Source organism: Marinilabilia rubra (assembly GCF_003121985.1).
Classification (GTDB): domain Bacteria; phylum Bacteroidota; class Bacteroidia; order Bacteroidales; family Marinilabiliaceae; genus Marinilabilia; species Marinilabilia rubra.
On sequence record NZ_QEWP01000002.1, the window covers coordinates 167,049 to 181,492 of the forward strand.

Sequence of the window (14,444 nt, forward strand, 5' to 3'; positions counted from 1 at the left end):
AATAACCATACAAACCTTTCTATTTCCATAAATTAAAAACAAACAATAAACCAAACGTCAACTAATGGAGGATTCAGGTGGGACGAGCTCCTGAACACGGGAAATAATTGTTTTAATGTTTATTGGTTTGGAGAAAAAATCATCGGCCCCTGCTTTCATAAGTGTTTCAATAGTATCGGGTTCATTGAGTGCCGAAACAATAACAACGGGTATATCAGCAAATTTTTTATTGGCCTTCAGGCGATCAAGCATTTGAAATCCACTCACCTTTGGCATTAACAAATCCAGAAGTATAAGTTTGGGCTTCTCCTGATGAATTAACAACCACCCATCAGGGGCTGAGAGTGCTGTTTTGGTCTGGTACCCGACATCTTCCAAAAGCGCTTCCAATAAAACATTATTGGTTTCGGAGTCATCGATGATAAGAATATAGCTTTCTTTCATAGTAAGTATTTTATGCGTTTTGTTAAAGGCCATCAAAAAATGAGTTATTTTTTTACATTCAAAAACTTCCACCAGGAGATACAAATTTCAACCGCATTAATATAAACTTCTCTTATTGCAGTGGAAAAACAAAAACCCGATACGGAAAGAATTCAAACCCAAACATTTTTTTGAGTTTAGCTCCACAACAAGTTTACGAAGGGATATGTAACAAGATTCATGCAGTGCGGTGATTTGCATCACCGTGTTTGGTGATTTTAATCACCGGAAGTTTTGACTAACCACTTATGGACAGGAATTTGTTCACTTTTTCAATCAGAAGACTTTGACGAAATGGTTTAGAGATGTAATCATCACATCCGGCATTTAAAAAATCATCCTTCATTTGCCCGGAAGTGCATTCATATTGACCAATAATGGGAACACCCGGAATTATTGTTTTCACTTGATGAGCCATCGAAATGCCATCAAAATAATGCATCCTGACATCGACAAAAACAAGGTCTATGGAATCTCTTTTGCGACATAACTCAATGGCTTGATTGCTGCTTGAAGCCCTCAGTAACTCAAATTTGTCTTCATCAAATTGCCTGCTCAATATTTCACGAAACAAAATAAAGCTAACATCGTCCGCCTCCGCAACAAGTATTGTGTGCTTCTTCTTATTTGGAATCACATGTTGAGCGGGGCTTTCAACATTTGTATCTTTCTTTTCAAACACAAGATCAAAGAAAAAACATGAGCCTTTTTGTGGATTACTATTAACCTGAATAGTACTCCCCATTTTATCAATAATACGCGAAGCAATTGTTAATCCCAGCCCATTACCCCCAAAAGAACGTGTTTGCCCCATATCTATCTGATAGAAAGGCTGAAAGATCAAATCAGTCATATCCGGGTTGATCCCAATACCTGTATCTTCCACAAAAAAACGAATACCTTTATCCTGCTGATAACAACCAAACTTTATTTTCCCGGTGGGCGTGAACTTAACGGCATTCGAGAGTAGTTTATCCATGACTTGTGTTAACCGCTCACTATCAACCAGTACAATATTATTCTGTAATTTGGAACCAATGACAGGTTTTTGTAATTCAACATCTCCTTCTATCTTTTTCAGATAAGAATAGTAAAACTTTTCCATCAAAGCAGAAAGCTTAACAGATCTGTTTTTTAAAGCAATATCTCCGGTTTCCAAACGACTAACATCCATAATATCTTCGACAATTCCTAACAAGCGATGGGTAGATGTTATTACAATGGAAAGATATTCATCCCTTTTCTCCGGTTTCAGGTTTTTTGAACGAGCCAATTCGGAAAACCCCAAAATACCATTCATGGGTGTCCTTATCTCGTGCGACATATTCTGCAGGAAAGCAGCTTTCAGAAGATCACTTTCCTTGGCTTTTTCGCGAGAGTCGAGCAATTCCTGCTCAAATCGTTTCTTTTCGGTAATATCCTGTTTAACACAAACAAAATGGGTTATTTCACCCTTTGAATTAACTATTGGAGAAATTGTGGCCAGTTCAAAATAAATCTCACCACTCTTTTTTCTGTTCACCAACTCTCCCCTCCAGATATTACCTTGCGAAATGGCTTCCCACAATTCGACATATTGCCCCTTAGGCAAAAGATCAGATTTTTGAAAACGGGGGTTTTTACCTAAGACTTCCTCTGACTGAAAGCCGGTAAATTCACAAAAAACCGGATTAACATATTCAATATAACCGTCATGGTCAGTAATTATAATTGAAACCGGGCTCTGCTCAACAGCATGAGAGAGCTTCCGAATCTTTTCATCAGCTTCTTTTTGAGCCGACATGTCCACATCGATACAAAATAAAAGAAACTCACCTTTTGGATATTCCAAAACGGTATGATGAGACATTACCGGCAGAAGGTCCCCGTCTTTTTTTCTCAATTGCAAAAACTCAGGTAATCTGGCTTCCGAAGCTTTCAGCATACTGTCGATATTAGTTATCACCTCTTCCCGCATATCCTCAGGGATAATTAAATCTACCAGATCCTGTCCGAATGCTTCGTGAGCCGAATAACCATACATTTCCTCACTGGCTTTGTTCCAAAACTTAACCTTTCTGTTGGCGTCGTAGCCCTGCACCGCAATGCCATCAATTTTCTCCAGCAAAAGAGAAAATAAAGAAATTTCTTCCTGATTATTTTTTTTCAGCGATTTAGGGCCGGCAATTTTAATCCAACTTACAATTAATTGATCATCAAGATAAGAGCTGTCAATTTTGAGATGCCTTTTTACGGAAGGAAAATAATCCTCAACAGTCGTTTTCTGTTTTGTTTCCCAAAGTTTCCGAAAATAGGAAAACCATGAAAAGCCATTCTCTGATTTTCCGGGAACAATTCTTTCATCATTGATTCTGAGACTTTCGAATTGATCTAAAAAAGAGAGATTTACCCCCTCGGTCATAAAGTATGAGGGTGTGCCGTCTTCATTTAACACAGCTCTATGCCAGATACAAGCATACGGAGAACTGTTCAAAAACTTTTGAGTTTGATCCAGCATAAGTTCCTTTTTCCTGAAAGAATTAAGTTGTAAAGAAAAAGCTCTCAGTAATTACGAAACATTATTCCCAATTGTTACTTTAACCCGGAAAGAATAAATAAAAACATCTAACGGGAATATAATTCCAATTGACCATATCAGCTTTTCTATATTGAATTTAATATACACTTTTTGTAATTTTATGTCAAACCCAATAGGATATGAATAAAATCACTAACGAAACACACGTAAAAGAAAGTCCAGGCAAATTGTCTTTTGAAGAGTTCATTGAAAAAACAGGAACTCAAACCCAAATCGATAAAGGTCAGGTTTTATTTTCACAAGAGAGTCCTACATTAAATTTCTACCAAATAAACAGAGGACTCATAAAACTTCACAAAAACAATTGTCAACAAAAACCCTCAATCCTGAAAATAGAAAAAGATCCCGGCTTTGTGGGATTAACAGATTGCCTTGGATCCGATAAATTCAGCTACACAGCAACAGCCGTCACTTCCTGTCAACTTACAATTTTAGATGCAAAAAAGTTCAATATATTTTTCAAAAAAAGGACAGATATTGCCTTGAAAATTGTTCCACTCCTTGCTTCAGAATCACTATATTTTCAATGCCGGTTAATAAGTGGACAGCACAAGCAATTACCAGGACGGGTAGCCGACACTTTGCTGTATTTCAGGGAATTATTCAACAATTCTGAAACATTTATTTTACCATTGAGCCGCACAGAACTTGCTCAGTTTGCCGGTACTACAAAAGAGAGTTTTATACGCACCCTCACAGAGTTTAAAAATGATAAAATAATTAACTTAAACGATCGTCAGGTGAGTATTAGAAGTATGGAAATCTTGAAAACCCTGAGCCGATTGGGGTAATCATGAGAGATTCGGACCATCAAGATTGAACGAATCACGATCCTTCCAGGCAGGAAATTTATCTCTGAAAGCCTTCAAAGCATCCAGTTTAATATCGGCGATAATAATGCCCCATTGCCCATTAACCACCTGGCTTATCTCATCCCCTTTTGGAGAAAAGACAACCGTTCCCCCATCGTACGGAACATTCGGATCTTTACCCACACGGTTTACTCCTGCTACATAACATTGATTTTCGATAGCTCTTGCTTTAAGAAGAGTTAGCCAGGCATCTTTTCTGGCAGCAGGCCAGTTAGAAACATAAATAGAGAAGTCATAATCATCCTGATTTCGGTTCCAAACCGGAAACCTAAGGTCATAACAGACTTGTGGCATAATCCTCCATTCACCCAGAGTGAATATTTTCCGCTCTTTACCCGGAGTATAGATTTCCGATTCATTTCCCATTCTAAAAAGGTGTTTCTTATCATACCAGCGCAAAGCGCGATCGGGAAAAGCAAAATAAAATCTATTGAAATATCCGTCTTCTTCCTTTGCAATGGAACTTCCACAAATACAAAAACCTGTTTGATAAGCCATTTGAATCATCCATTCCGGAACTTTTTCAAGTTCCTCAGTTGAGAACTTTTTGGGATTCATGGTAAAACCCGTCGAAAACATCTCAGGCAGAATGACCAAACTACAATCATAAGGAATTTGATTAATTGTCTGCTCAAAATCTGTAAGATTCTTTTCGATGTTTTCCCAATGAAGTTCTTTCTCTATTAAAGCTACTTTCATAATTATCTTTTAAAAACCAGTCTTAAGCCAACCACCTACAAACCCTAATCTACTCAAAACTGCATTTAAGGTATAGTTTCGTGGCACAAATGTATTTAACGTGCCTGCAAGAAAACCCTCATTTTTTCGAAGGCTTTGATAAGAAAACTTCGAAAACAAGGCTTGCGAAGCCCGAAAATACGCAGTCCCTATCCTTCGGGATGAGTAATTTTCGGGCAAGCATAACACGGTAAAGGGAACTTTATGGACACGCACTATTTAACAAACAAATCCATGGCTTGGTTTCAGGTATTTCTGTAAAGGGCGGATAAAGCGAAAAAAAGTGTTTCATTATCAATAGATCGTTAGATTTTTAGATAAAAGTAGCCCAGCCGCGCGGAAGCCGGAAGCTGGAGGCTGGAAGTTAGAAGCTGGAAACTTTCGAATATAAGAAACTTTGATTCTTTTTGCGGCATATTTAAAAAACTAAGAAAATTATAAAAAACACATTTTAAATGGTTTATGACTTTACTTAGATAAAAGATTTTAGACGAACCATATAATACTAATAACCAAATCCTTAGAGAGATCACACATGTAATTCCATGAAGTTGAATTATAGCCTTTTACAAAAGTTTAACGTAGTATTGATTAAAAACCTTAACAATTAACCAGAAATCGATTCTTCAAGAATCTTTTCAATTATTTTACGCACTTCTCTGCTCTCAATGCCAAAATGATTGACCATAATGGCAAATGCCAATGGAGATTTTCCTTGCCTGAACACATAACCTGAATAACACATCACGTCCTGCATGGATCCGCTTTTCCCCCAGACCTTGCCATTCAAAACACCATCATTCCAAACGTATTTCAGGGTACCAGACCTGCCACTTTGAGCCAGTGAGGTTTTAAAAACATCTCTGTTAGGGCTGTTATTATACATATAGTCAATCATACCAACCAAAAATACCGAGGACAACGTATTAAGCGGAGCAAGGCCGCTGCCATCTTTTATATTATTGTAGTAAGGTTGGGTCAACCTTTTTCCCCAGTATTTACGAATCAGTTCCAAACCGCCATCCCAGTCGCTCAAATTAATATTGCCGGCTTTTTTCCCAAGTGCAAGCAATAGATGATCAGCCCCTAAATTCAAACTTCGGTGATTAATTTCCCTTACAATTTCGGATAAATGAGGTGATTTTATCTCTCCAATTAGCCGAGCATCACTCTTCCATCCTGAATCAGTGACCTCTTGCATGCCTATACCGGGCTGAAGAAGGACTTTGCCTGCAACTTCCGATGCAAATGTCATCCCGGGATAAGGCAATGCCCCTTTAATAATAAAACCATTTATTCCTGCCGGAATGGATCCTCTTATCTCCCATTTTCTCATACCGGGCAAACCATAAATATATGCACTGTCATTTTGGTGAGAAGCACTTACTACATTACTGGTAATGCTGATTCTTTTTAACGGGGGATCAATCTCAACAATGTCACATTTTTGGCCTAATTGTGAGGAAGATTTCAATCCTATATTGAAAGAATTATCTTTCCAGGTCAATGCAGCGGGAGGGGCTCCATAATAATTCCCCATATCCTCCCAGAGTCGGCGTGAAGGAAAGCGTGAATTCTTAATCCATGAATTATCAACCAAAATATTGCCTTCGATTCGCTCTATTCCTTGTTCTTTTAGAAACTCCAGTACTTTCGAAAGAATAATTTCGGGAGATTGGGATTTAAAATATTGTGACCCAAGGGTGGGATCACCACCACCTTCAACTATTAAGTTTCCATTTAATTCTCCATTGAGAACAGGCCCATTAATCCAAAAGCGGGTTGAGAACTGATAATCATGACCAAGCACTTCCAATGCTGTTGCAGTTGTGACCAGTTTCATCAAACTGGCAGAAACTAATGTTCTCTGTGGAGTGACGCTAATAAGCTCTTTCTTATCATTTAAATCCCTAACTAATATTGAGTAGGAGGCATGAGGAGGTATTTCACTTAGCGTCTTAGGCAACTCCTGTGCAGAGAGACTCATCCCCAAAAACGTGAAGCAAAGTCCCCAAAAGTTTTTATTGGTCCACCCCATATTGTTCGTCCAGTTTTTTCTTTTCCTGTAATCGGTAAGATAATTTTACATAATAAGATACAGCCTTATCTTTTTCCATACCAGAAGCACTTATACCGCTGAGCGACCGGTAGTTCTCAACAGATCTCCAGCCCCAGGCTGCTGCTTCCATGAAGTTACCCGTCACTTCTTGTCCAAGGGCTAGATTGAAGGCTGCTCTGGCCTTGCTTTTCCCTTTCGAGGATTCATAAACTTTGTACCAGATCCTCTTGGCAGCATCCCAATTATTATTTGCTACTTCGGTGGCGGCTTCGAAAAAGAGTGGATGCCCTTTTTGATAAAAAATACGTTCTTCATTGGTCCAGGTAGGAGCCACAAATCCGGCATATTTTGCACCTGCATGATAAGTGGCTTCCTCCAAAGCCTCACGAATTTTTGGAAGATCGTCAACCGAACTTACAATAGAACTGCCAAAGCTTTCCCAGAAAATCGTATCCCTCTGAAAATGGTAATCCAACCTCTCACCGGTCAGACAATTATGAAATGTCCAATATGTATTACTCCTTGCATCTAAAGTGGAATAAAAATAGTCTGGCATATCAACCACATTGATAGTTGTTCCGTAATCGTAATAATCGAGAGAAATCACCCCTTGTGCGTTATATTTTTGACAAAGAGAATCCAACTCATATCCGGTAAGCGGATTCAGCGGATTTCGACCTTCAATTTCCGATTTAAAAGCTTTTTCAGCAACATAAACCGAATCAAAAAACTGACGATATTCTAACTCCTCAGCAAAGGTCTTTGTTGCCACTTTTCCAAAATCTTTTTTCCAAATGGTATCCACAGTATATTGCCTTCCGGGTAAGTTAATACGGTGCACTGCAGAATCGCTTTTTTGAAAAGGGTATGCATTGTCCACCACGACAACCTTAGCAATTCCCACCGGAATAGTAATTTTCGCTGGTTTTAAAACATCAATATTTACAGTGGAATATGAAGCACACCCGGCAAGAAAAAGAAACAAACCGGGTATAATCAGATTTTTGATTCGGTTCATGTTTTAAAGTTTTGTTTGGCATTAATCAGGCCAAATAACATCCCGGAAAACTTCGGGTTAATATTAAATCTCCTAAGCCGGACAACACTTACAAAGCATTGTCAAGAATGGCACGAACATCCTTTGGTTCAAGTCTCTTAAAAGAGCCGATTTTTCCAAAACAACATGCTTTTTCAGCCATCGCATCAAAATGATCACCTGAAATGTCAACATCCGATAGTCTGGCAGGCATTTCAAGTGAATCAAAAAAGGCCCTGACGGCATTTATGCCTTTTTGGGCAGCTTCCATGTCATCCTGTTCTTCTACATTCCACACATTTCGTGCCATTTGAGCAAATTTAGGTGCAGTTTTCTCATTTAACACATATTGCATCCAAACAGGATGAATAATAGCCAGTCCGGCGCCATGGGTAAGATCATAAATTGCACTCACCTCGTGTTCAATCCCGTGAGTTGCCCAGTCGCCCATCAATTTACCTGTAAGAGTCAAACCATTCAGAGCCAAACTGCCGGCCCAAAGCAGATTAGCCCTTGCATCATAGTTTTCCGGTTCATCAAGGGCTATTGGTCCATATTTGATGCAGGTTTTTAAAATAGATTCGGCCATAGCATCCTGAACAAACGTGCCACTCGAAGGTGCAAAATAATTTTCAAAAATATGACTCATGATATCAACCGTTCCGGCTGCTGTGTGGTATCTATTAACAGAAAAAGTATAAACAGGATCAAGGACCGAGAATTTGGGCCTAAGAGAATTACTTGCCATCCCCTTTTTTTCCTGCGTTTCTTCATTTGAAATAACAGCATTGCCATTCATTTCTGATCCGGTCGCAGCCAGCGTGAGAACCGTTCCCAGTGGCAGGGGATCCTTTACCTTTGCTTTTTGCACAGAAAAATCCCAGGGATCACCTTCATAATTAACAGCTGCTGCAATGGCTTTGGAAGCGTCGATTACACTACCACCTCCTATAGCCAAAATGAAATCAATGTCATTTTCACGACATATCTTTACACCTTCCCTTACCGAAGTAACCCGTGGATTAGGCTTTATGCCGGAGAGTTCGAAATAGGAAATCCCGTTTTCATTCAACTGTTCAACAACCTGATCATACAGACCAATTTTCTTTACCGATCCGCCTCCATAGGCTAATAAAATCCGGGTTCCATATTTTTTTATCTCATTGCCAATTTCATTTACTTTATTTTGGCCAAACAATATTTTTGTAGGTACGTGAAAATTGAAATTTTGCATGGTGTCATTTTTTTTGTATGAACTCAAATATACTCAAAGTTATCCCTCTGTAAAACAAAAAAGGTGCCCTCTGTGATAGAAAGCACCTTCAAAAAATATTTTGAGAGAATCAGGTATTCATACCACCGCAAACGTTAATTACCTGACCGGAAACATACGCTGAAAGATCAGAACCAAGATACACACAAGTATTGGCGACATCCTCAGGTGTTCCTCCCCTGCGAAGTGGAATTTTGCTTTCCCACTCTTTACGAATCTCTTCGGGCAACACACCTGTCATTTCAGTAATAATGAACCCTGGAGCAATCGCATTACTACGAATTCCTCTCAATCCAAGTTCCTGAGCAACAGATTTGGTGAATCCAATAATACCGGCTTTAGATGCTGAATAGTTAGCCTGGTTTTTATTACCGGACACACCTACAACAGAGCTCATATTAATGATACTACCGGTGCTTTGTTTCCACATAATTGGCTGGACAGCCTTGGTAAAATTGAAAACAGACTTAAGATTAACAGCAATCACTGCATCCCACTGATCCTCAGTCATCCGTTTAAGTGCTCCATCTTTGGTAATACCTGCATTGTTGACCAAAATGTCAACACGCCCAAATTCGGCAGCAATTTCTTTAACAACACGCTGGGTATCTTCATAATTTGCGGCATTTGAAGCAAATCCTTTAGCCTTTACACCAAGTTCAGCGAGTTCTTTTTCAGTAGCCTGAACAGCGTCATTGTATTCCAGGTCGGTAAACGCAACGTTGCATCCCTCAGCAGCAAAACGAAGGGCAATGGCTTTTCCTATTCCCCGGGCTGCGCCGGTTACAATTGCAGTTTTTCCTTCTAGTAATTTCATTTTCAATGATGGTTTAAGTTTCTGAACTATTCTACAAAAACAAACTTTTAATTTTGAAAGCGTAAAGATGTTAAAAGTTTTGTAATTATCGACCGTTTTTCACTGCTTTTTGCGCTTGACACCTTACAGGTATGATATAAAGAAAGCTTTCAATTACATTAGATCGTTAGATTTTCAGATACTTGCCTGACGGCAGTCAGGTAAGATATAAGACGAATCGTATGATATTGACAATCTGAACATTAACACAAAACACCTTCTAAACATAAACAACTGATTCAATGGTTATTATAAAAGGCTATAAATCTACTTTTTGGAATTACACACATAACTCCTTTAAAACCCTGGTTATTGGCGCTTTATTGGTTGTCTTATATCTTTTTTCTAAAAATCTAACGATCTATTTTTAAAAGGAATCCAACAAGTTTTCATACCCCGAAGAGAGGAACTACCCTTTATTACTATTATTGGATATCTCTTCTTGTCCTTCGCCATTGACTTTATCGTTCTCGAGTTCAACCCTGGCTTTAGGTAAATATTGTGGATAATCACGTTGTAAAAAGGCAATCAGCTCTTCACGCAATCTAACTCTTAAATCCCACGCTTTGGGAGAATTTGATGCACTAACAAGCGCTCTTAGCTCCATGGTTTTCTCGGTACATCCGGTAACCTGAAGCACATTTACCTGTCCGTCCCACTCCGGGATATCAGGAACAATACGGGCCATTTCTTCCCGCATCTTATCCACCGGAAAACCGTAATCCACATATATATATACTGTACCCATAATGTCTGCCGAATACCTTGTCCAGTTTTGAAATGGCTTTTCTATAAAATAGTTTATTGGAACCACCAGGCGGCGTTTATCCCATATTCGAATAACCACATAGGTAAGCGTAATTTCTTCGATCCACCCCCATTCACCCTCAACAATAACAGCATCCTCAAGACGAATTGGTTGAGTTATTGCAATTTGAAAACCTGCAAGCAAAAGTGACAAGCTTTTTTGAGCTGCAAAACCCAAAATAATACCTGCAATACCTGCCGATGCCAGCAAGCTCAACCCAATTTCCCGGATTTTATCAAAACTCAATAAAGCAATGGCCAGAGCAATAAATATCACCAGAAAAGTCATAATCCTCTCAAAAACTTTCATTTGAGTGTGCACTTTCCTGGCTTTAAGATTATCCGGATCGGCAATATTATATCCGGCTATAAAAAAGTGTTTTATACTTCGGACTACTGCAATACCAAGCCATCCGATCACAAAGACAAGGACCAAAAATACAGCCTGACTGGTTTCAACATTGAGATAGCTCTCAAGATAGTTATTGAGGATGCTTAAAGCGATGCTCACAAGAAGCAATTTCAAGGGCGTTTTAATAAGGTTGATAACATTATCAAACCCTCTTTTCATCTGCTTTTTTATTACTTTCCTTAATGTACGTACGAGCCACATCCCAACAATCCAGGTAGCTACCAATACTACTAAAGATATTAAAACAGGAAAAACAAGGCTCTCGGGGTCAGCGGTTGTATCAGAAAACAGCTCTTCCATTTTAAAGTAAATATGTTTTTAATAAAAAAATTGAATGGTAATCAATTTCGGATAACTCTAAAGCTTTTGCTCCAAAGCCAGCAATGCCTCGGAAGCTTTAGCCACGAGGTGAATATCAGACAGGGGGCCTGTAAAGTTGGTGGGCTTGGGGTTAATTTCAATTATGGTAGCCCCATTCCTTTTGGCTTCCCACGGAACCATTGCTGCCGGCATCACTTCACCCAGACTTCCTATAATCATGCAAACATCGGCTTTACGCGCGGCTTCAAGACTCCCCTGATAAGCTTCCGGTGGGATTGACTCCCCAAAAAAGATGAAAGCCGGTTTAACAAGACCTCCACATTTGGGACAAGTAACCGGTAATTTATTAAAATCAACCTCAACCGAGGGGAAATGATAGTTACAAGCTGTGCATTCCATTTTCTTGGAATTCCCATGAAATTCATACACTACTGTGTTCCCCCCTTCCTGATGCAAATTATCGATATTTTGAGTAATCACGCATTCCAATAAGCCTTTTTGCTCAAGTCGGCCCAATACTTTATGTGCGTCATTGGGTTTGGCCACGCCAAAGAAATCATAAAATATTTCCCGGATTACCTTCCATGATTCTAAAGGATTTTCATGAAAGAAATCCAAATCCAGGACCTCAGGGTCGTACTTTGCCCAAATCCCATTCTCTCCGCGAAAGGGTGGAATACCACTTTCAACGGAGATGCCGGCGCCTGTAAAAGCAATTGTACACTTTGAATTCCTAAGAATATTAACAGCTTTTTCTAATTGACTTTCTCTCATATTTCTTTTTTGGTTTTAGCGGCCTTATACAATCAAACCATCCATTAAAAAGTTAATTTTATCAAAATAACCCAACTTTTCAGGGTCAACCCCCTATAACAGGTAGGCAAAATCTATTTTTTTAATTAAAATTGCACTCCCTCATTAGTGTAAAATAAACACAACCCATAAAAAAACAAAAAATCCCCAACCCCTGTTTAATCAAGATTCTGAAATTACACGAATTAATTCCGATTTTCATCGGAAATGTTGCAGAACTTTTCTTTACAGTTATAGAAAAGAACACTTATACATCATATTATTTTCTTTAAAGTAATATTTTAATGAAAAAAAAGAACAACCTTAAACGAAAAGTTTTTGGAACAATACTATTACCATTGTTCCTGATCTATCTGTTTTCCATCCTTTATCTGTCATTCTCTAACTATAGAAAAAACATTGAGCAGGCCAGAAATCTTGCAAAAACAGAAGCAGGTGAGTTTTCTTCTATAATGACGAACAAACTCCAACAGGACATTACAGCAACCCGCACCATTGCTCACCTATTTGAAAATCTCCATAATGATACTGCAGAGGAAAAACTAAGTAAAGGCAGGAATATAGCCCAAAAGATAGCCGAAAAAAACCCCAATTACCTGAGTATTTGGTTTAGCTGGCAAATGCACGCTCTTAACGATAATTGGAATAAAGAGTATGGCCGGGTAAGAATTAATGTTGTTACCAAGCCATCATTGTTTGTTTTACGAGACACCCTGGATATGAATGGGGAAGACATAAACGGGTTATATCATAAAATCAGATCAGCCAACAAAGAGGCAATTACCAGTCCTTATTACGAGGATTATGAAGGCAGTTATGAAGATTCAATTTTAGCCAGCAGCATATGTATCCCCATACAAAAAGAGGATAAATTTCATGGATTGATGGGCATTGATCTGGATCTGAGTTTCTTCAAATCCCTCATCAACGATCTTGATTCCAACAAGTCCGGAGACATTGTTCTCTTTAGCGATGATGGAAGAATTATTGCTTCAACCCGTGAAGGTCTGCAAGGCGGCTTTTTAAAGAAACAATTCCCGGCTTTGAACAAAAAAATGCATGTATTTGACCAATTGTCTGATAAAAAACTCATTGAAGCCGAGATTGAAGAAAACGGTAATACCAACTATTACTCACTTGCGTCAGTTCAACCAATTGAATCAGGAAAAACCTGGGGGCTTGCGGTTATTGTCCCAAGGGAATCAATAATAAAAGAAGGCAGACAAACTTTCATAACTTCTTTAATAATTGGACTGGCAGGAATGGGATTAATCGCCTTCCTGCTTATGAACATGGTTGTTAAAATAGTTTACCCTATCGGTAAAATTGCAGATTTTGCAAGAGAAATCGAAAACGGAAATCTAAATGCAGACCTTGATCTTGAAGAAAGAAATGATGAAATAGGTGAAATGATTTCCGGGCTGAAGAACATGGCCAGAAGACTGAAAGGTATCATTTGGTCCATTCATGAAAACGCAGAAGAAGTCGATAACTCCACAGTAAAAATCAATAATAATTTATTGCAACTTTCTGACAGGACTTCAATGCAGGCTTCTTCGATGGAGGAAATCAGCACCTCTATGAATGAAATTTTAAGGAGCAGCAATGACAATACAAAGCATGCTCAGAATACAGGTTCAATAAGCAAGAACTCAAGTGAAGAGATCAACAAAAGCGCCGAGATTTTCTCAAAGGCAGAGGAAGACATTCAAAACCTGAACGAGAAAATTATGATGATCCGGGATATTGCATTTCAGACCAATATTCTGGCTTTGAACGCAGCTGTTGAATCTGCTCGTGCAGGAGAAGCCGGCAAAGGCTTTTCGGTGGTAGCTGCAGAGGTCCGGAAACTTGCCGAGCAAAGTCGCTCAACTTCGGAGATAATGGAGAAATTATCCGGCGACAGTAAGGTATCTGTTGAAGAGGTTTCTGACAAGTTGGGGCTTCTAATTCCTGAAATCAAGAAAACCTCAGAACTCGTTCGGGAAATTGTGTACAACAGTGAAGAGCAAAGTAGTGCCGTACAACAAATCTCGATGGCAATAGAGCAGCTAAATGATTCCATTCAGCTCACGGCGCGTGAATCAGATGAAATGGCGGATTACCTGAACCATTTAAAAACAAAAGCTCAGGAACTCCGCCACAGCACTGAAATTTTTTCCGGGAATTAGCAGAGGGTGAGTTCCAAATCACTCC

Annotated in this window: 11 protein-coding genes; 2 read left to right on the top strand and 9 right to left on the bottom strand. The window is 38.9% G+C overall.

Going from position 1 to position 14,444, the window contains the following annotated elements:
- Nucleotides 1-57 precede the first annotated feature (57 nt).
- Both DDZ16_RS03510 and DDZ16_RS03515 read right to left on the bottom strand, forming a co-directional pair.
- Nucleotides 58-444, bottom strand: a complete 387-nt coding sequence (locus tag DDZ16_RS03510; protein WP_158275603.1) for a response regulator — start codon at nt 442-444, stop codon at nt 58-60.
- Nucleotides 445-721: 277 nt separating this feature from the next.
- Nucleotides 722-2,980: a hybrid sensor histidine kinase/response regulator gene (locus tag DDZ16_RS03515; RefSeq protein ID WP_109263048.1), complete on the bottom strand. Its 2,259-nt coding sequence runs from the start codon at nt 2,978-2,980 to the stop codon at nt 722-724.
- 200 nt (nt 2,981-3,180) lie between these two features.
- Here DDZ16_RS03515 and DDZ16_RS03520 point away from each other — a divergent pair, with 200 nt between their 5' ends.
- Nucleotides 3,181-3,852 carry a Crp/Fnr family transcriptional regulator gene (locus DDZ16_RS03520; RefSeq protein ID WP_109263049.1) on the top strand — a complete coding sequence of 224 codons (672 nt, stop codon included), beginning with the start codon at nt 3,181-3,183 and terminating at the stop codon, nt 3,850-3,852.
- Here the strand turns inward: DDZ16_RS03520 and DDZ16_RS03525 are convergent, their stop codons facing one another.
- From DDZ16_RS03525 to DDZ16_RS03555, 7 genes are all read right to left on the bottom strand, one after another.
- Nucleotides 3,853-4,632, bottom strand: a complete 780-nt coding sequence (locus DDZ16_RS03525) for an amidohydrolase (protein ID WP_109263050.1) — start codon at nt 4,630-4,632, stop codon at nt 3,853-3,855. It lies immediately after the preceding gene.
- Nucleotides 4,633-5,278: 646 nt separating this feature from the next.
- Nucleotides 5,279-6,709 carry a D-alanyl-D-alanine carboxypeptidase/D-alanyl-D-alanine endopeptidase gene (gene dacB, locus DDZ16_RS03530; RefSeq protein WP_109263051.1) on the bottom strand — a complete coding sequence of 477 codons (1,431 nt, stop codon included), beginning with the start codon at nt 6,707-6,709 and terminating at the stop codon, nt 5,279-5,281.
- Nucleotides 6,693-7,748 carry a DUF6340 family protein gene (locus DDZ16_RS03535; protein ID WP_109263052.1) on the bottom strand — a complete coding sequence of 352 codons (1,056 nt, stop codon included), beginning with the start codon at nt 7,746-7,748 and terminating at the stop codon, nt 6,693-6,695. Before DDZ16_RS03535 ends, dacB begins: the two co-directional genes overlap by 17 nt.
- Nucleotides 7,749-7,836: 88 nt before the next feature.
- Nucleotides 7,837-9,000, bottom strand: a complete 1,164-nt coding sequence (locus DDZ16_RS03540; RefSeq protein WP_109263053.1) for an iron-containing alcohol dehydrogenase — start codon at nt 8,998-9,000, stop codon at nt 7,837-7,839.
- 109 nt (nt 9,001-9,109) lie between these two features.
- Nucleotides 9,110-9,856 (bottom strand): 3-oxoacyl-[acyl-carrier-protein] reductase, encoded by a 747-nt coding sequence (gene fabG, locus DDZ16_RS03545; protein WP_109263054.1) that lies wholly within the window; start codon nt 9,854-9,856, stop codon nt 9,110-9,112.
- A gap of 448 nt (nt 9,857-10,304) precedes the next feature.
- Entirely contained in the window at nt 10,305-11,414 is a 1,110-nt protein-coding gene (locus tag DDZ16_RS03550; RefSeq protein ID WP_109263055.1) for a mechanosensitive ion channel family protein, read from the bottom strand.
- A gap of 57 nt (nt 11,415-11,471) precedes the next feature.
- Nucleotides 11,472-12,209 (bottom strand): SIR2 family NAD-dependent protein deacylase, encoded by a 738-nt coding sequence (locus DDZ16_RS03555; protein WP_109263056.1) that lies wholly within the window; start codon nt 12,207-12,209, stop codon nt 11,472-11,474.
- A gap of 323 nt (nt 12,210-12,532) precedes the next feature.
- Here DDZ16_RS03555 and DDZ16_RS03560 point away from each other — a divergent pair, with 323 nt between their 5' ends.
- Nucleotides 12,533-14,419: a methyl-accepting chemotaxis protein gene (locus tag DDZ16_RS03560; RefSeq protein ID WP_109263057.1), complete on the top strand. Its 1,887-nt coding sequence runs from the start codon at nt 12,533-12,535 to the stop codon at nt 14,417-14,419.
- Nucleotides 14,420-14,444 lie beyond the last annotated feature (25 nt).

What these genes read in the sequence shown, in the direction of transcription:
- DDZ16_RS03510 (WP_158275603.1), bottom strand. Translation starts at nt 444, where the DNA reads ATGAAAGAAAGCTATATTCTTATCATCGATGACTCCGAAACCAATAAT.
- DDZ16_RS03515 (WP_109263048.1), bottom strand. Translation starts at nt 2,980, where the DNA reads ATGCTGGATCAAACTCAAAAGTTTTTGAACAGTTCTCCGTATGCTTGT.
- DDZ16_RS03520 (WP_109263049.1), top strand. Translation starts at nt 3,181, where the DNA reads ATGAATAAAATCACTAACGAAACACACGTAAAAGAAAGTCCAGGCAAA.
- DDZ16_RS03525 (WP_109263050.1), bottom strand. Translation starts at nt 4,632, where the DNA reads ATGAAAGTAGCTTTAATAGAGAAAGAACTTCATTGGGAAAACATCGAA.
- dacB (WP_109263051.1), bottom strand. Translation starts at nt 6,709, where the DNA reads ATGGGGTGGACCAATAAAAACTTTTGGGGACTTTGCTTCACGTTTTTG.
- DDZ16_RS03535 (WP_109263052.1), bottom strand. Translation starts at nt 7,748, where the DNA reads ATGAACCGAATCAAAAATCTGATTATACCCGGTTTGTTTCTTTTTCTT.
- DDZ16_RS03540 (WP_109263053.1), bottom strand. Translation starts at nt 9,000, where the DNA reads ATGCAAAATTTCAATTTTCACGTACCTACAAAAATATTGTTTGGCCAA.
- fabG (WP_109263054.1), bottom strand. Translation starts at nt 9,856, where the DNA reads ATGAAATTACTAGAAGGAAAAACTGCAATTGTAACCGGCGCAGCCCGG.
- DDZ16_RS03550 (WP_109263055.1), bottom strand. Translation starts at nt 11,414, where the DNA reads ATGGAAGAGCTGTTTTCTGATACAACCGCTGACCCCGAGAGCCTTGTT.
- DDZ16_RS03555 (WP_109263056.1), bottom strand. Translation starts at nt 12,209, where the DNA reads ATGAGAGAAAGTCAATTAGAAAAAGCTGTTAATATTCTTAGGAATTCA.
- DDZ16_RS03560 (WP_109263057.1), top strand. Translation starts at nt 12,533, where the DNA reads ATGAAAAAAAAGAACAACCTTAAACGAAAAGTTTTTGGAACAATACTA.